At 53.9% G+C, this 15,532-nt stretch carries 18 protein-coding genes; 7 read left to right on the forward strand and 11 right to left on the reverse strand.

Translation table 11 applies throughout. The annotated features are described in order from the left end of the window. Positions 1–54: 54 nt before the first annotated feature. The gene (gene fdhD, locus OGY17_RS02585) at positions 55–891 is read left to right on the forward strand and encodes a formate dehydrogenase accessory sulfurtransferase FdhD (protein ID WP_286606351.1); all 837 of its coding nucleotides are present in this window, start codon (positions 55–57) and stop codon (positions 889–891) included. On the opposite strand, the gene OGY17_RS02590 is transcribed toward fdhD, so the two are convergent. Together OGY17_RS02590 and OGY17_RS02595 are read right to left on the reverse strand one after the other, a co-directional pair. Continuing rightward, positions 858–1,364 carry a YgjV family protein gene (locus OGY17_RS02590; RefSeq protein ID WP_048237092.1) on the reverse strand — a complete coding sequence of 169 codons (507 nt, stop codon included), beginning with the start codon at positions 1,362–1,364 and terminating at the stop codon, positions 858–860. The genes fdhD and OGY17_RS02590 overlap by 34 nt on opposite strands. A gap of 58 nt (positions 1,365–1,422) precedes the next feature. Next, positions 1,423–1,944, reverse strand: a complete 522-nt coding sequence (locus OGY17_RS02595; RefSeq protein WP_032945571.1) for a Crp/Fnr family transcriptional regulator — start codon at positions 1,942–1,944, stop codon at positions 1,423–1,425. A gap of 129 nt (positions 1,945–2,073) precedes the next feature. Here OGY17_RS02595 and OGY17_RS02600 point away from each other — a divergent pair, with 129 nt between their 5' ends. Then, entirely contained in the window at positions 2,074–2,286 is a 213-nt protein-coding gene (locus OGY17_RS02600) for a YdgH/BhsA/McbA family protein (RefSeq protein ID WP_003825262.1), read from the forward strand. Positions 2,287–2,328: 42 nt separating this feature from the next. On the opposite strand, the gene OGY17_RS02605 is transcribed toward OGY17_RS02600, so the two are convergent. Together OGY17_RS02605 and OGY17_RS02610 are read right to left on the reverse strand one after the other, a co-directional pair. After that, a complete protein-coding gene (locus OGY17_RS02605; protein WP_286606354.1) occupies positions 2,329–2,652 on the reverse strand; it encodes an AzlD domain-containing protein in 324 nt (107 codons plus the stop codon). Beyond that, the gene (locus OGY17_RS02610; protein WP_003825259.1) at positions 2,652–3,311 is read right to left on the reverse strand and encodes an AzlC family ABC transporter permease; all 660 of its coding nucleotides are present in this window, start codon (positions 3,309–3,311) and stop codon (positions 2,652–2,654) included. Before OGY17_RS02610 ends, OGY17_RS02605 begins: the two co-directional genes overlap by 1 nt. 101 nt (positions 3,312–3,412) lie before the next feature. Here OGY17_RS02610 and OGY17_RS02615 point away from each other — a divergent pair, with 101 nt between their 5' ends. Further along, positions 3,413–3,961 (forward strand): helix-turn-helix domain-containing protein, encoded by a 549-nt coding sequence (locus OGY17_RS02615; protein WP_103015338.1) that lies wholly within the window; start codon positions 3,413–3,415, stop codon positions 3,959–3,961. Positions 3,962–4,044: 83 nt separating this feature from the next. Here OGY17_RS02615 and rhaM read toward each other — a convergent pair whose 3' ends face one another. The 5 genes from rhaM to rhaB all read right to left on the reverse strand — a co-directional run bounded on the left by rhaM (position 4,045) and on the right by rhaB (position 9,275). Continuing rightward, complete coding sequence (gene rhaM, locus OGY17_RS02620) at positions 4,045–4,359, reverse strand: L-rhamnose mutarotase (protein ID WP_003825253.1); 315 nt, start codon at positions 4,357–4,359, stop codon at positions 4,045–4,047. After that, complete coding sequence (gene fucO, locus OGY17_RS02625) at positions 4,356–5,504, reverse strand: lactaldehyde reductase (protein WP_020996115.1); 1,149 nt, start codon at positions 5,502–5,504, stop codon at positions 4,356–4,358. The genes rhaM and fucO overlap by 4 nt, the downstream gene beginning before the upstream one ends. A 74-nt stretch (positions 5,505–5,578) precedes the next feature. Continuing rightward, a complete protein-coding gene (gene rhaD, locus OGY17_RS02630; RefSeq protein WP_057066661.1) occupies positions 5,579–6,406 on the reverse strand; it encodes a rhamnulose-1-phosphate aldolase in 828 nt (275 codons plus the stop codon). Positions 6,407–6,549: 143 nt separating this feature from the next. Then, complete coding sequence (rhaA, locus tag OGY17_RS02635) at positions 6,550–7,809, reverse strand: L-rhamnose isomerase (RefSeq protein ID WP_008787011.1); 1,260 nt, start codon at positions 7,807–7,809, stop codon at positions 6,550–6,552. Then, positions 7,806–9,275, reverse strand: a complete 1,470-nt coding sequence (gene rhaB / locus OGY17_RS02640) for a rhamnulokinase (protein WP_048237087.1) — start codon at positions 9,273–9,275, stop codon at positions 7,806–7,808. Before rhaB ends, rhaA begins: the two co-directional genes overlap by 4 nt. Before the next feature lie 303 nt (positions 9,276–9,578). On the opposite strand from rhaB, the gene rhaS reads away from it, so the two are divergent. Beyond that, on the forward strand, positions 9,579–10,427 hold the full coding sequence (gene rhaS, locus OGY17_RS02645; protein ID WP_008787013.1) for an HTH-type transcriptional activator RhaS: 849 nt from the start codon (positions 9,579–9,581) through the stop codon (positions 10,425–10,427). A gap of 147 nt (positions 10,428–10,574) precedes the next feature. Continuing rightward, on the forward strand, positions 10,575–11,423 hold the full coding sequence (rhaR, locus tag OGY17_RS02650) for an HTH-type transcriptional activator RhaR (protein ID WP_191226586.1): 849 nt from the start codon (positions 10,575–10,577) through the stop codon (positions 11,421–11,423). Here the strand turns inward: rhaR and rhaT are convergent. Further along, positions 11,420–12,454 (reverse strand): L-rhamnose/proton symporter RhaT, encoded by a 1,035-nt coding sequence (rhaT, locus tag OGY17_RS02655; RefSeq protein ID WP_003825242.1) that lies wholly within the window; start codon positions 12,452–12,454, stop codon positions 11,420–11,422. The genes rhaR and rhaT overlap by 4 nt on opposite strands. Positions 12,455–12,743: 289 nt before the next feature. Between rhaT and sodA the strand changes: the two genes are divergently transcribed. Both sodA and kdgT read left to right on the forward strand, forming a co-directional pair. Then, positions 12,744–13,364, forward strand: coding sequence for a superoxide dismutase [Mn] (gene sodA, locus OGY17_RS02660; RefSeq protein ID WP_003825239.1), 621 nt, complete (start codon positions 12,744–12,746; stop codon positions 13,362–13,364). Positions 13,365–13,597: 233 nt separating this feature from the next. Continuing rightward, complete coding sequence (kdgT, locus tag OGY17_RS02665; protein WP_020996114.1) at positions 13,598–14,581, forward strand: 2-keto-3-deoxygluconate transporter; 984 nt, start codon at positions 13,598–13,600, stop codon at positions 14,579–14,581. A gap of 41 nt (positions 14,582–14,622) precedes the next feature. Here kdgT and OGY17_RS02670 read toward each other — a convergent pair whose 3' ends face one another. After that, entirely contained in the window at positions 14,623–15,519 is an 897-nt protein-coding gene (locus tag OGY17_RS02670) for a dihydrodipicolinate synthase family protein (RefSeq protein ID WP_191215269.1), read from the reverse strand. Positions 15,520–15,532: the final 13 nt, after the last annotated feature.

Raw genomic sequence — 15,532 nt, forward strand, 5'->3', positions numbered from 1 at the left:
TTTGTAAAGAATACCACAATGTTGGTATGCGTGTTCCAATATGGTTAAAAGAAAGTGAATAAGATTATTCAAGAAAACATCAAGAATGTGACATCTCTGACAGGATCGCGCCAGTTGACCCTCTGGAAGCGCGAGGATTTGCAACATCCTCAGCCTGATGAGGTAGCTGAAGAAGTGCCTGTTGCGCTGGTATACAACGGGATTTCGCACGTGGTGATGATGGCATCACCGAAAGATCTTGAGCACTTCGCGGTGGGTTTTTCACTTTCTGAAGGCATTATTGAGTCCCCGCAGGATATCTACGGAATGGACGTAGTGCCTTCCTGCAACGGATTGGAAGTGCAGGTTGAACTGTCCAGCCGTCGCTTTATGGGGCTGAAGGAGCGTCGTCGCGCGCTGGCCGGTCGCACCGGTTGCGGCGTTTGTGGCGTGGAGCAGCTCAATGACATTGGCAAGCCGGTCCAGCCGCTGCAGTTTACCCAGACATTCGATCTGGCGAATCTTGATAACGCTTTACGACATCTCAACGATTTTCAACCCGTGGGGCAACTGACAGGCTGCACGCACGCGGCTGCCTGGGTACAGCCGTCAGGTCATCTGGCGGGCGGGCATGAAGATGTTGGACGTCATGTTGCGTTGGATAAACTGCTGGGACGACGTGCAATCGAAGGGGAAACCTGGCAACAGGGCGCGGTATTAGTCTCCAGCCGCGCCAGTTATGAGATGGTGCAGAAGTCGGCGATGTGCGGTGTGGAGATCCTGTTTGCTGTTTCTGCGGCGACAACGCTCGCCGTGGAAGTTGCCGAACGTTGTAACCTGACGCTGGTGGGTTTTTGCAAACCGGGCAGGGCGACGATCTATACGCATCCGCAACGTCTGGTCGCGCAGTGACGCCACCAGGCGGCCAGAATACTGCCGGAAAATGCCAGTTCCATGATTACGGCAACTGGCGAGCCAACAATCACATTGTTCAGCAGCCAACACAGGCTGCCACACAAGGTGTATCCCCGTAATTTTCCGCTGCGTTTTTGAAATGACGCAAATGTCATCAGCAGGCTTCCCATCAGCGGCAAAATACTCGACAGATTTTGCCAAAGATAAATGCTACACAGCAGCGACCCCAGCATAAATCCCCACATCACCCAGCGGTGAAAAGTGACGATGGCCGTCGCATAGCGGCATGCGGCAATGATCATTAACCCAGCCGCAGCGTGTTGATCCAAAAGATAGAAATGGATAGCTAACAGAGACGTAGAACTGGTGAGCAGCGTTAAAGTGATAGCCCGGCGTTGAAAATGAAAAGCGGAAATATCCAGTAAGAAGCTGATGCCAGCCAGCATCTGAGAAAGAAGAAATGCGTTCATTGTGGTCGCCATCTATTAAAGAGTGACGGGACAATAATCGACGCATCACCGTAAGGCGTTAACCTTTGTTAAGACGCTGGCGAATACGGGACAGGCTAACGGGGGTAATGCCGATATAGCTGGCAAGATCGCGCTGGGTGAGCTGTGACTCCCAGTCCGGGAAGTGTGTTTGTACGTACTGATAGCGTTGCTCTGGGGTATTGAGCAGCAGCATTTGCTCTTTTTTCTCTTTGTAGATCAATTGCTGGACCAGTAGCTGAGTCTTAATATCCTGATTTTCCGGTGCATCCAGCAAAGCCAAGGGGATTTCAGTGGTTTCTCCAGCGGCGATCATTTGCAGACTGTAATCGGCAGGTGTGTTAGTTAGCCAGTTCAGGTACAGAAAGCAGTATTCCCCGGCAAAGTAGAACTCTTTAACCCTTTCAACGCCGTTGTCCGCGTGATAAACCGCACGAGCCACACCATGATGTAAAAGATGAATTTTACTTTGTGGTTCACCCTGACGAAGTAACCAATTACCCGCCAGTTGCGTTTTTCTACGGCTGCCAGCAAGCCATTGTGATTCCTGATTACGTAACATCTTATCTCTCAAATAATTTGAATAAGACTGGCAAATCCTTCCGCTTTCAGTTGTTCGGGTATCAGCCTATTATTTATCACATCAAGGCACGGTGCCTTACTCAAACAACTAAGTTAAAGGGTTTATATCATGAAAAGCATCAAAACTTTTGTCGCAGTTATCGCTCTGGCTACTTCTTTCGGTTCTTTCGCTGCTCAGACAGTGACCGCAACCGGTTCCACGCTGGAAAGCGCTGAAGCAAAAATCGCCGCTCAGGCTGAACGTGCGGGCGCCAGCGATTACAAAATCACTCAGGCATACACCGGTAACCGCGTGCACATGACCGCCGAACTGCTGAAATAAGATACCTTAGTACTGTCGAAAGAGCGCCCTTGAGGCGCTTTTTTAGTTTATACCCGCCATTCGCAGCAATGCGGTCACCACTGCGGCAGCGACGATCACCACGATTAGCGGCATCTTGCGCCAGGCGAGAAATACCGCAAAAGCCACGCCCAGCACGCGGGCCATGCCAGCGAAGTGTTCACTTTCGTAAAAGGTGGTCGCCAGCGCAACGGAGAACAGTAATACCGTTGCGGCGTCGGAAAGCAGCGCCTGCGAGCGTTCCGAGAACGCTAATCGACTCCCAAGCTTCGCTCCTCCTAAACGCATTAAATACGTTCCCAGAGATAACATGGCGATACCGACGATAAACAGCGTCATGTTGCCCATTATTTTTTCCTCGTCAGTAAGCCAAACAGTGAGAGCAAAACAGGTAAACCGACCGGCGCAAAGGGGATGGCGGCAAGCGACAACCCGGCACCGCTACAGGCGCGAATCAGCGTGGTGCGGTTTTTAAAGGCCGGGACCACTAAGGCTAATAAAATTGCAGGGAAGACGGCATCCAGACCGATGGTTTCCGGGGCGGGGAGCAGTTTGCCGACGCCCGCGCCGATCAGTGTGCCAACAGGCCAGAAAATCGCGACGCCCAGACCGCACAGCCAGAAGGCGGCTTTACGTTGTTCGGGCGTTTTTTGCGACAGGCCAAAGACTACGCTTTCGTCGTTCATGATATGACAGCCGAGGAAACTCGCAGCCCGGGAGCCCACCAGATCGCGCACCGTGACGCCAAACGGCACGTGTCTGGCGTTGACCAGTAAACCGGCAGCCGCCGCCGCCAGTGGGTTACCGCCGCTGGCGACGATACCGATAAACATAAACTCGGACGCACCCGCCAGTACCGTAATCGAAAGCACAAACGGTACCCACAGTGGGAAGCCGTAGGCCATCGCCAACGAGCCGTATGACATGCCGACTACGCCGACGGCCAGACAGACTAAAAATATTGCTTTTATCGTGTCGCCTTTGAGACTGGAAAAATAATGTTTCATACCGTTTTAGCCATATCGAACGAATTTCCATTATAATGAACGCGACCAGTTAATATTACAAGTCGAACGAATCGTTCGATATAAAGAACGTGGAGTCGTGAATGACCCAGCCCATCAGTATGATCGCGAAAAGCCTTGTGCGTGAACGTCAGCGCACCGGTTTGTCATTGGCAGAGATTGCCCGTCGCGCAGGGATTGCAAAATCGACACTCTCGCAATTGGAAGCGGGCAATGGCAATCCTAGCCTGGAAACGCTCTGGTCGCTGTGTGTGGCGTTGGATATTCCCTTTGCTCGCCTGCTGGAGCCGCAGGAACAAAAAACGCAGGTGATTCGTCGCGGAGAAGGGACAAAGGTGGTGGCTGAGCAGGCCCACTACCAGGCCATTTTACTGGCCGCCTGCCCGCCGGGGGCGCGGCGGGATATCTATCTGCTGCTGACGCAACCGGGCGCGGATCGTATTTCACAGCCGCATCCACCTGGATCGGTTGAACACATCATCGTGACGCAGGGTAAGGCGATAGTAGGATTGACGGAAGCGCCGGAGGAGTTAGGCGAGGGGGACTATATTTGTTACCCCGCCGATCGGGCGCATATTTTTAAAGCGCTGGAGCCTGACACTCAGGCGATTCTGGTTTCTGAGCAAAATTGAATTGCCGGATGGCGCTATCGCTTATCCGACCTACAAAAAATAAAACCGTAGGCCCGGTAAGCTTGCGCCACCGGGCATATAACTTACTGCAAATAAAACACTTCTTTTAGCTCTGCGCTAACCGGGCTGTTGTCCGGGTTTGCTGGCATTACGTCACGCATATGCTTCCACCAACGTTGGCAAACGTCGGTGCTGGCAACGGCATTCCAGCGTTCTTCGGACTCAATCTCAACGGTGGCGAACAGCAGATTGCGCGCCTGATCGAGATAAATCGCGTAGTGATGGGCGCCGTGCTCTTTCAGCACCGCTTCCAGCTCTGGCCAGATGGGATTGTGCCGACGTTGATATTCAACGTGCGCGTCGGCATTCACCTGCATCACAAAGGCCTTGCGGATCATAACGCCTCCAGATACAGCTCGCGGACCTCGTCGCGGCTGGCGGTGCGCGGGTTGCATGGCGCACACGGATCGGCCAACGCTTTATCCAGCCAGCCTTCAATATCCTCTTTCGTCACGCCAAGGGAACTAAAGCCCGCAGGAATACCAACACGCTTGCTGAGTGCACGAATCGCGTTGATGGCCTCCATACTTGCCGCCTCATCGCTCATGTCACGGGTATCGACGCCCATCGCCTGCGCCACGCGGGCAAAGCGCGCTACGGCGTTCGGACGGTTAAAGTTTTCGATTACCGGCAGCAGGATGGCGTTGCAGACGCCGTGTGGCAGATTATGGGTTGCGCCCGGCTGGTGCGCCAGCGCATGCACCAGACCCAGACCAGCGCTGTTAAATGCCATCCCCGCCAGATACTGACCAAATGCCATTTGTTCACGGGCTTCGAGGTTATGACCGTCGTCGACCGCTTTTGGTAGCCACAGGTTGATCAGGCGAATCGCTTCCAGTGCGTTAGCGTCGGTGAGCGGATGAGCACCAACGGAAACATAGGCTTCCACCGCGTGGGTCAGGGCGTCCATACCGGTTGCGGCGGTGACGGAGGCCGGGATTTCCAGCATGACGCTGGCATCATCCACGGCGATATCCGGGATGATATTCGGGTCGATGATCACCTCTTTAACCTTACGGGCAGAGTCGATAATGACCGCGTTGCTGGTCATCTCTGCTGCCGTACCGGCGGTAGTGTTGATGGCGACCAGCGGGACGCCAGCATTTTTCACTTTACCCACGCCGGAGTAAGCGGTAGAAGGGCCAGGGTTGGCTGTCAGGATTTTTACCGCTTTGGCGGTATCGATCGGGCTGCCGCCACCGAAGGCGATGATGTAGTCACATTCTGCGTTCTGATAGGCCGCAAAACCTTTTTGTACCAGCTCTTCTGTCGGGTTCGGGAATACTTCATCAAACAGGTGGTAAGACATTTGATGTTTATCCAGCGCGGCAAACAGGCTATCCAGCAGGCCCAGTTTTACCAGTTGACCATCGGTGACGATCAGCGCTTTGCCCCATTGTTTATTCGCCACGAGATTCACCATATCGGCAATCGCGCCGGCGCCATGCAGGCTAATTTTTGGCAGTGCCAACATAAAGCTCATCACTATTCTCCTTAATAATAAAATCCTGTAGGCCGGATAAGGCGAAGCCGCATCCGGCGTTGAGTTGGGAGGTATCAGTACAGCTCTATGGCGCTTGCCAGCGGCGTAACACCAAAGCGTTTGCCAAGTGCGACCAGCTCTTCACGTGAGATGGTCTGCTTCATACCGCCCATCGAAAAGATTTTGACCAGAACTTCGGCGGATTTCTCTGCGGTATCTATCAAACCGAACGCTTCGTCGAGGGTAGGTCCGCTTCCGAACACGCCGTGGAACGGCCAAAGTACCAGCGAGTGTTTCTGCATTTCCTCGGCGGTAGCCTGACCAATTTCATCTGTACCCGGCACCATCCACGGGAGAATGCCAACGCCATCCGGGAACACCACCAGGCACTCGGTGCTGCCTTCCCACAGCTTGCGGGTAATCAGCGCTGTATTGTTTTCCAGTACGTAGGTCAGAGCGATCAGGTTGGTGGCATGGCAGTGCATGATCACGCGGTCTTTACCGTTCGTCGCTTTAATGCGTTCGCAGTGAGAGAGGAAGTGAGCCGGCAGTTCAGAGGTCGGCACGGCCTCGTGGGTCAGGCCCCAGAGGATGTGGTAGCCCGCACCGTCGCTGTCTACTTGTACCACGCCCAAGTTTGCCGCGGGATCGAGCTGGACGTTACGGAAAAACTTACCGGAACCGGTGACGATAAACGGTGTGTTTGCCAGCAGCGGCATCGGCTGACTTAGCGCAATATAGCGTGGTTTTTCGTGGAAATCGGCGCTAAACGGCGCGATATCTGCTTCATCAAGACGCAGCGTCAGGTTGCCGCCATTACGCTCGTCCCAGCCTTTCAGCCACGCATCAGAAGTGGCTTTGATCATCCCCTGGACGAACCAGGAAGTCGTAATTTTTTGCATGTTCGGTGTTCCTGTTTATTGCCCGAACGTTATCGGGTCTTACGTAGGCCGGATAAGCGAAGCGCCATCCGGCAATCGTGTTTCATTTATTGCCGGATGGCGACGTGGGGCGTCTTATCCGGCCTACAAGCCTGGCGTCACGGTTAGCTACGTTTGCTCAAAATCTCTTTTTCATAAGCGCGCACGCTGTCCAGCCACTGGCTGCCCGCAGGCGTGTCGTGGCGCTGGCAATACATCTCCCAGACGGCCTGCCACGGCAGCGATTTTTGCTCTTCCAGCAGGGCCAGACGTGCGGTGTAGTCGCCGCTGGCTTCGAGCTGACGCAGTTGCTCGGTGGGTTCTAACAGCGCGCGCAGCAGGGCTTTTTTCATATTGCGGGTGCCGATCACCCACGCGGCGATGCGGTTAATGGAGGCGTCGAAGAAGTCGAGGCCAATGTGTACGCGGTCGAACAGGTTGTGGCGAACGATCTCGCTGGCAATCGCCTGAGTTTCATCATCCAGCAGCACCACGTGATCGCTGTCCCAACGCACCGGACGACTGACGTGCAGCAGCAGGCGCGGTACATACAGCATGGCGGCGGAAATTTTGTCGGAGATCACTTCAGTCGGATGGAAGTGGCCCGCATCCAGACACAGTGCGGTCTGGCGGCTGGTGGCGTAACCCATGTAGAACTCGTTAGAGCCCACGGTGTAGCTTTCCGCACCGATGCCAAACAGCTTGCTTTCGACGGCATCGATATGGTGCGCCGGGTCGAGTTTCTCGCTGATCACTTCGTCCAGTGCGTCCAGCAGACGCTGGCGCGGCGCTAAACGGTCAACGGTGATGTCTTTCATGCCATCCGGGATCCAGATGTTCATCACCGATGGTGTACCCAACTGCTCGCCAAAATACGCCGAGACGCGACGGCTGGCTTTGCAGTGATCGATCCAGAACTGGCGAATGGTGTCGTCGGCGTGCGCCAGCGTGAAACCGTCGGCGCTCAGCGGGTGTGAGAAGCAGGATGGGTTGAAATCCAGCCCTAACTGGTTCGCTTTCGCCCACTCCACCCAGTTTTTAAAGTGCTCAGGTTTGATTTGGTCGCGGGCAACCGGCGTATCAGATTCCAGATAGATCGCGTGCAAATTCAGACGTTTTGGACCAGGAATCAGGCTCAGCGCCTGCTCCAGATCGGCCCGCAGTTCGGTGGCGTTACGCGCTTTACCCGGATAGTTACCGGTAGCCTGAATACCGCCAGTGAGCGAGCCTTCCGGATTTTCGAAACCGGCGACATCATCGCCCTGCCAGCAGTGCATGGAGACCGGCAGACGATCGAGCTGGCGTAAGGCCGCCTCGACATCAATGCCTACCGCGGCGAAACGCAGTTTTGCCAGTTCCCAGGCTTGTTCAAGTTGAGTGGTCATGCGCAAAGCTCCTTTGTCTGTCGTAGTGATTGAAACTGCGCCTGGTAGCGGGCAATTTCACTTTCAGGATTGGGAATGAAGGTGGTCAGTTCGTAGTTGGCGCGCACCACCTGACGGAAATCATCGACGTTGTTCAGCTCGTCCAGCGTCATCAGTTGGATGCCAATATTGCCGAGCGTGGAAGCCTCAATCGGCCCGGACATCACGCGAATACCGCAGGCATCCGCACATAGCTGGTTCAGTAAGGTGTTCTGGCAGCCGCCACCGACAATGTGCAGTTGGCTAAATGCTGCACCACGCAGTTGTGCCAGTTCTTGCAGGATGTCGGCGTACAGCAACGCCAGGCTGTCGAAGATACAGCGCGCCAGTTCGGCGTTTTGCAGGGGAACGGGTTGGCCTGATTCACGGCATGCTGCCTGAATTTCTGCACTCATATCGTCGGGGTTGATAAAGCGATCGTCGTTCGGGTTTATCAGGAACTGGCAGGCCGGCAGCGCTTGCGTTTGGCTGATAAGCGTTGGCAGGTCGGTAATCTGGCGCTCTTTTAATACGCGCTGGAGCAGCCACAGCCCCATAATATTTTTCAGGACACGGTAGCGTCCTTCCGCGCCGCCTTCATTGGTGATATTCGCCGCCAGCGCCGCATCGTTGGTATACGGTGTTCTGCTCTCAAAGCCCATCAGCGACCAGGTCCCGGAAGAGAGATAGGCGCTGTTTTTGTCGGCCAGCGGAGAAGCAATGACCGCGCTGGCCGTGTCGTGACTGGCGACGGCGACAACCGGAATTTGGTTTTTCTGTGGGCAAATCCAGTGGCCGATCACGTTCCCTGGATGCGTCGGGCGACCAAACCAGGCTTTGTCTGCCCCGGTCCACGCCAGCAGTGTGTCATCCCAGTCGTCGGTATTGATATTGACGAGCTGGGTGGTGGTGGCGTTGGTGTATTCCCAGTTCATCTTGCCGGTCAGGCGAAAGCTGAAGTAGTCGGGGATCAGCAGGGCATGGGCCACCTGCGGGAGCAGTTCTGGCTGCTGTTCAACCAGTGCACGCAGTTGATACAGGGTGTTAAAGGGCAGAAACTGAATGCCGCTACGGCGGTAAATTTCACCTTTACCCGGCTGCTCCATCGCCTGCGCCATAATGCCGGTCGTGCGGCTGTCACGGTAAGAGACCGGCAGACCGACACGTTGACCGATGTTATCGATCAGAACGTAATCCACGCCCCAGGTATCAATGCCGATGCTGTCTATCCGAATGCCTTCATCGCAGACTTTTTTCAGGCCAAGACGAATATCGTTTTCCAGGCTGTCGATGTCCCAGGTGTCAAAACCGTCTGTTTTTTGCAGGCAGTTCATGAAGCGGTGGATTTCACGTAGCGTCAGGGAGCGGTGTTCACTGTCGTAACGCGCCAGCATTACGCGCCCACTGGATGCGCCGAGATCGACTGCGACACAATGGCGAAAAGTCATAGCGAGGTCCTTCTGAGTTTTATTGCAATCAGTCTAAGAACCCCAGATAAAGCGTACCTTCTTGACAGTGACAGCCACAATTAGCGGCTGGCAACATGGCAAAGGTGAACGTGACGCTGTTCACAATTTCTATTAATAGGACCTGTTTTAGCGGATGTGACGCCTTCCGCAATTCCCGATCTTTCCCGCCATTTCTTGAAGAATTGACCGTGTTTACGCACTTTGGCGTCAAAAATTTAAGGTGAGGGTGATAACCCTTAATTACTATTCAGCCATGTTCATTTGATCGGGAAGGATGTCATCATGACGGTATTGCATTGCGTGGATTTTTTTCCGACAGGTAAAGCGCCAGTGGCTATTGAACCGCGGCTTCCTCAACCTGCGTTTCCAGAGCATCATCATGATTTTCATGAAATTGTGGTGGTCGAACATGGAACGGGGATCCATGTGTTCAACGGGCAGCCTTACACAATCAGCGGCGGTACGGTGTGTTTCGTTCGCGATCATGACCGGCATTTATATGAACATACTGACAATCTGTGCCTGACCAATGTGTTGTATCGCTCCCCGGATGCGTTTCAATTTCTGGCTGGGCTGAATCAGCTTTTACCTCAGGAACAGAATGGGCAGTATCCCTCCCACTGGCGGGTGAATCAGGGGGTGTTGCAGCAGGTTCGACAACTGGTGGGGCAGATGGAAGCGCTCGGTGAGGGGATGGATACACCAACGGCGGCAAATCGCGAGATCCTGTTTATGCAGTTGCTGGTACTGCTGCGTAAAAGCAGCCTGATGGAAGCAGCGACCGATAACGACGCGCGGCTTAACCTCCTGATGGCGTGGCTGGAAGATAACTTTGCCGACGAAGTGTGTTGGGAGGCGCTGGCCGAGAAGTTTTCCCTCTCTTTGCGCACTCTGCATCGCCAGCTCAAACAGCAAACCGGATTGACGCCGCAGCGCTACCTTAACCGCTTGCGTCTGATCAAGGCCCGGCATCTGCTTCGCCACAGTGATGACAGCGTGACAGACATCGCTTATCTCTGCGGATTCGGCGACAGTAACCACTTTTCGACGCTTTTTCGTCGTGAGTTCAAGTGGTCACCACGCGATATTCGTCAGGGGCGCGATCTCGTTGTGGCAAGCCGCCTCCAGTAACGCGAAAGCTATCAACGTTTTTTACCGCCGAATCTCAGATAATCATGTCCCTTAACGCCGGATGGTGGCTACGCCTTATCCGGCCTACGTGTCACGTAATCTGTAGGTCGGATAAGGCGTAGCCGCCATCCGACAGGGAATATTGTGATGGCGAATCATCTGGTTCTTCTGAAATCAGACTTCTTTGCGCATGAGCAGCAGGCTGTGGCCGTGGCTGACCGTTATCCGCAGGATGTCTTTGCTGAGCATACCCACGAGTTTTGCGAGCTGGTCATGGTCTGGCGCGGTAATGGTCTGCATGTCCTTAACGATCGCCCGTACCGGATAACCCGTGGCGATCTGTTTTACATTCGCGCCGAAGATAAACACTCCTACGCCTCCGTGAACGACCTGGTGTTGCAAAATATCATCTACTGCCCGGAGCGGTTGACGCTGAATGTTGACTGGCAAGGGGCGATCCCCGGATTTAACGGTACGCCGAGGCAGCCGCATTGGCGACTCGGCAGCGTTGGCATGAGCCAGGTCCGACAGGTGATAAGCCAGCTTGAGCATGAAAGCAATCAACGTGATGCACAGGCTTTTACCATGGCTGAACTGCTGTTCGGGCAGTTGGTGACACACCTTAAGCGGCATCGTTATGCCACGGATACGCTACCGGCGACCTCCAGTGAAACGCTGCTGGATAAACTGATCACCGCGTTAGCCGGTAGCCATGAGCATGCGTTTGAACTGGATACGTTTTGCGAGCGCGAACAATGCAGCGAGCGCGTTTTGCGCCAGCAGTTTCGCAGCCAGACCGGGATGACCATCAACCAGTATCTCCGCCAGGTGCGGGTTTGCCATGCGCAGTATCTGCTCAAACATAGTCGGTTGATGATTAGCGAGATTTCCATGCGCTGCGGCTTTGAGGACAGTAACTACTTTTCGGTGGTATTTACGCGGGAAACCGGGATGACGCCGAGCCAGTGGCGTCATCTCAGTACTCAGCATGCTTAGCTGGCCATTCCCAGACCGACAATGTTTGCCGCGACAATGATCACTACGCAGCCGAGGCTTAGCACGCTGACCGGACGACGACCCGCGTTTTTCCACTCTTTCAATACCAGACCGACAATCCCGCCGCACAGAACATAGAAGCTCATGTGCAGCATCCAGCTTACATAGTCATACTGCGCCGGAATACGTGCGTGGCCCCAGGCGTAGAAGAAGAATTGTAGATACCACATCAAGCCACCAAGCGCAGAGAGCAGCACGTTGGTGATAATCAGCGGTTTGGCTAACGAGAAGTCGGCTTTTATCGACAAGTTCTTCACTTTTGCCAGACGAATGAAGCAGAAGCCCAGGTTAACAAGCGCGCCACCGCCCATAATGACCACATAGCTAGGCAGGGCGACATACAGCGGATCGACGCCCAACGCGGCGGCGGCATCGTGCATCGGTTTCGCCGCGTTCATCGCAAAGGACATCCCGGCGGAGAAAATACCGCACATGACGGCCAGAACCAGACCTTTTTTCAGGTTGAAATCTTCCGCTTTGATGCCCATTTTGCGTTCTTTTAACTGACCGGCGCGGGTAACAATGCCTACGCCAATCAGCGCGACCAGTACGCCAAGCAGCGTCATGCGGCCACCAGAGGTATTGATCAGTACATCAAAATTGCCGTTGATAATCGGGGTCATCAGCGTGCCGACAATCAGCGTAATACCTATCGCAATCCCGATACCCATCGACATACCGAGATAGCGCATGGTCAGGCCATAGTTGATATTGCCAATCCCCCACATTGCACCAAACAGAAATACCGGCGCCAGCGTGGAGAGGCTGAAGGAGCTGAAGTAGGCCCAGAAATCGGGAAGTAACATGGCGCTGATGGTCCACGGCAGGATTATCCAGGAGACGATCCCGCCAACCGACCACATCGTTTCCCATGACCAATGTTTGACTTGCTTGAACGGGGCATAGAAACAGGCGGCACTGGCTGCCCCTATCAAATGCCAAAAGATACCCATCGTAATCGCGTTACTCATGACTTAATCCTCGTTATTTTTTATCGTCGGTAATGACCCCTCCGACCTAACGAGTTTAAAAATTACGCAGGTGGTTAACCTTTTGACGATTGCCGCCCTTTTGCGCATGTTGGCAATTATCACGTTAAGTGGGTGATTCGGCTCACATCTTTAACAATGGGTTTGATTCATTAAGACCCTGTAAAAAGTACGGCATTGATAATCATTTTCAATATCATTTAATTAACTATAATGACCCAACTGCTTACGCGGCGTTAACACTGGCCGCCCGACAATACTGGAGATGATTATGAGTTATACACTGCCATCCCTGCCGTACGCTTATGATGCCCTTGAACCGCACTTCGATAAGCAGACGATGGAAATTCACCACACCAAACACCACCAGGCTTACGTAAACAACGCCAACGCTGCGCTGGAAAGCCTGCCTGAATTCGCCAGCCTGTCCGTTGAAGAGCTGATCACCAAACTGGATCAACTGCCAGCAGACAAGAAAACCGTACTGCGTAACAACGCGGGCGGTCACGCTAACCACAGCCTGTTCTGGAAAGGCCTGAAAACCGGTACTACGCTGCAGGGCGACCTGAAAGCGGCTATCGAACGTGACTTCGGCTCCGTTGACAACTTCAAAGCTGAATTTGAAAAAGCAGCGGCAACCCGCTTTGGCTCCGGCTGGGCGTGGCTGGTTCTGAAAGGTGACAAACTGGCTGTTGTTTCCACCGCCAACCAGGATTCCCCGCTGATGGGTGAAGCTATCTCTGGCGCTTCCGGTTTCCCAATCGTGGGCCTGGACGTTTGGGAACACGCTTACTACCTGAAATTCCAGAACCGTCGCCCGGACTACATCAAAGAGTTCTGGAACGTCGTGAACTGGGACGAAGCTGCCGCGCGTTTCGCAGCAAAAAAATAAGTTCTACGCTTTAACAAAGCCCTGCAAGCGATGCTTGTGGGGTTTTTTTGTGATCAAACTCAATATAAAAACAATGATCCACTTAAATTGAAACAAGGTTTTATTATGCGAGTGGGATCACTTTTATAGTCTCTATGAATGTCTATCTTCTTTTCATCAAGACGGGCGCATCTCAAAGCAAGATGCAATCGCCCATAAAAATTGCCCCATTTTTATGTCTACAGGTGATGGAAATGCAGATCAAACGTACGATAGAGAAAATCCCAGGCGGTATGATGCTGGTGCCGCTTTTCCTGGGCGCGTTGTGTCATACCTTTTCCCCCGGCGCCGGGAAATATTTCGGTTCTTTTACCAACGGTATGATCACCGGTACCGTGCCTATCCTGGCAGTCTGGTTCTTTTGCATGGGGGCGTCGATCAAGCTAAGCGCCACCGGCACCGTGCTGCGTAAATCAGGTACGTTAGTCATCACCAAGATTCTGGTGGCGTGGGTGGTTGCAGCGATTGCTTCACGCATTCTGCCGGAACATGGTGTAGAGGTCGGATTCTTCGCTGGGTTGTCTACGCTGGCGCTGGTGGCCGCGATGGATATGACCAACGGCGGGCTGTATGCCTCGATTATGCAGCAGTACGGCACCAAAGAAGAGGCCGGGGCGTTTGTCCTGATGTCGCTGGAGTCTGGCCCGCTGATGACCATGGTGATTCTGGGAACCGCCGGGATCGCGTCGTTTGAACCACACGTATTTGTTGGTGCGGTATTGCCGTTCCTGATTGGCTTTGCGCTGGGGAATCTGGACCCTGAACTGCGGGAGTTCTTCAGCAAAGCGGTGCAGACGCTGATCCCGTTCTTTGCCTTCGCATTAGGTAACACCATTGATTTGAGCGTGATTGCGCAGACCGGCGTGCTGGGTATTCTGCTGGGCGTGGCGGTGATTATCATCACTGGTATTCCATTGATTATCGCCGATAAACTGATTGGTGGTGGCGATGGTACGGCGGGGATTGCCGCTTCCAGTTCTGCGGGGGCGGCGGTTGCTACGCCTGTGCTGATTGCTGAAATGGTTCCGGCATTTAAACCGATGGCACCGGCAGCAACTTCCCTGGTCGCCACGTCGGTGATTGTGACCTCCATTCTGGTGCCGATTATCACGTCTATCTGGTCGAAAAGGGCCAAAGCAAGGGCGGCAGAAATTGATATTCGTGGCACCGTGAAGTAAGTCTCTTCAGCCGGATGGTCTGCACCATCCGGCTTAATTATTTACCCTTTGACGACAAACACCTCATCGATTGTTCGACACTCACTCTCGTTCAACTCTCCACCGGCATTACGTGACACGCCGGTACAATAGCCAAACTTACGCGATACCACGGTTTTGATGGTGGTGACAAAATCTTCGCCGATGGCATAGATGGACATGTAGGTGCCAATCTGGTCCTGAATATCGCGAAGCGCTGCCAGGTCGCCCTGTTTAAACGCTTCCCGCGCGCTGACAAACAGTTCCGGCATGACGTTGTTCAACCCTGAAATTATCCCCGCGCCACCTGCTAACAGGTTGGGAATGTAGTATTCGTCATAGCCGGACAGCACGGCAAAATCCTCCCGCACGGCGCGGGTGGTCTGAATCATACTGCGGGTATGGGACTGGCAGTCGACGGTGTCTTTAATGCCAGCGAAATTCGGGAACTCGGCGGCGAGGGTGGCTACCAGTTCGGGGGTTAAATCGCAGCCGGTGCGTGCCGGGAAGTTATAAGCAAACCATTTGCCGCTGAGTTTCTGCCCCAACTGACGGAAGTAGCTCAGCAGCTGTTTCGCCGTTTGTCCGTAGTAGTAGGGCGGCAGGATCATCACGGCATCGTAACCTGCGCGATACGCTTCCTGCGCCATCAATAAAACATCATTCTGGCAGGTGGATGAGACGTTGGCGACCATCTTTAGCGAGCTCATTGCGCGGGCCTCGCGGATCAGCAGCAGCCTTTCTTCGAGCGTAAAGGAGGCAAATTCCCCGATGCTGCCCATCAGCAAAATCACGTCGATTTTGGCCTCGGTAAGGCGTTTGAGATGCTGGCTTAGACCGTTGAGATCGATCTTGCCATCATTGTCCATTGGCGTAATGGAAGGACACCAGACGCCAGCAAATTGCGATTGACCAGTCACGTTGTCGACTCCT

The organism is Citrobacter sp. Cpo126 (genome assembly GCF_030332445.1).
Lineage (GTDB): Bacteria > Pseudomonadota > Gammaproteobacteria > Enterobacterales > Enterobacteriaceae > Citrobacter > Citrobacter portucalensis.

Bases quoted from the DNA above. Each gene is read 5' to 3' on its own strand.
- OGY17_RS02590 (WP_048237092.1), bottom strand. From the start codon at position 1,364: ATGAACGCATTTCTTCTTTCTCAGATGCTGGCTGGCATCAGCTTCTTA.
- OGY17_RS02595 (WP_032945571.1), bottom strand. From the start codon at position 1,944: ATGTTACGTAATCAGGAATCACAATGGCTTGCTGGCAGCCGTAGAAAA.
- OGY17_RS02600 (WP_003825262.1), top strand. From the start codon at position 2,074: ATGAAAAGCATCAAAACTTTTGTCGCAGTTATCGCTCTGGCTACTTCT.
- OGY17_RS02605 (WP_286606354.1), bottom strand. From the start codon at position 2,652: ATGGGCAACATGACGCTGTTTATCGTCGGTATCGCCATGTTATCTCTG.
- OGY17_RS02610 (WP_003825259.1), bottom strand. From the start codon at position 3,311: ATGAAACATTATTTTTCCAGTCTCAAAGGCGACACGATAAAAGCAATA.
- OGY17_RS02615 (WP_103015338.1), top strand. From the start codon at position 3,413: ATGACCCAGCCCATCAGTATGATCGCGAAAAGCCTTGTGCGTGAACGT.
- rhaM (WP_003825253.1), bottom strand. From the start codon at position 4,359: ATGATCCGCAAGGCCTTTGTGATGCAGGTGAATGCCGACGCGCACGTT.
- fucO (WP_020996115.1), bottom strand. From the start codon at position 5,504: ATGAGCTTTATGTTGGCACTGCCAAAAATTAGCCTGCATGGCGCCGGC.
- rhaD (WP_057066661.1), bottom strand. From the start codon at position 6,406: ATGCAAAAAATTACGACTTCCTGGTTCGTCCAGGGGATGATCAAAGCC.
- rhaA (WP_008787011.1), bottom strand. From the start codon at position 7,809: ATGACCACTCAACTTGAACAAGCCTGGGAACTGGCAAAACTGCGTTTC.
- rhaB (WP_048237087.1), bottom strand. From the start codon at position 9,275: ATGACTTTTCGCCATTGTGTCGCAGTCGATCTCGGCGCATCCAGTGGG.
- rhaS (WP_008787013.1), top strand. From the start codon at position 9,579: ATGACGGTATTGCATTGCGTGGATTTTTTTCCGACAGGTAAAGCGCCA.
- rhaR (WP_191226586.1), top strand. From the start codon at position 10,575: ATGGCGAATCATCTGGTTCTTCTGAAATCAGACTTCTTTGCGCATGAG.
- rhaT (WP_003825242.1), bottom strand. From the start codon at position 12,454: ATGAGTAACGCGATTACGATGGGTATCTTTTGGCATTTGATAGGGGCA.
- sodA (WP_003825239.1), top strand. From the start codon at position 12,744: ATGAGTTATACACTGCCATCCCTGCCGTACGCTTATGATGCCCTTGAA.
- kdgT (WP_020996114.1), top strand. From the start codon at position 13,598: ATGCAGATCAAACGTACGATAGAGAAAATCCCAGGCGGTATGATGCTG.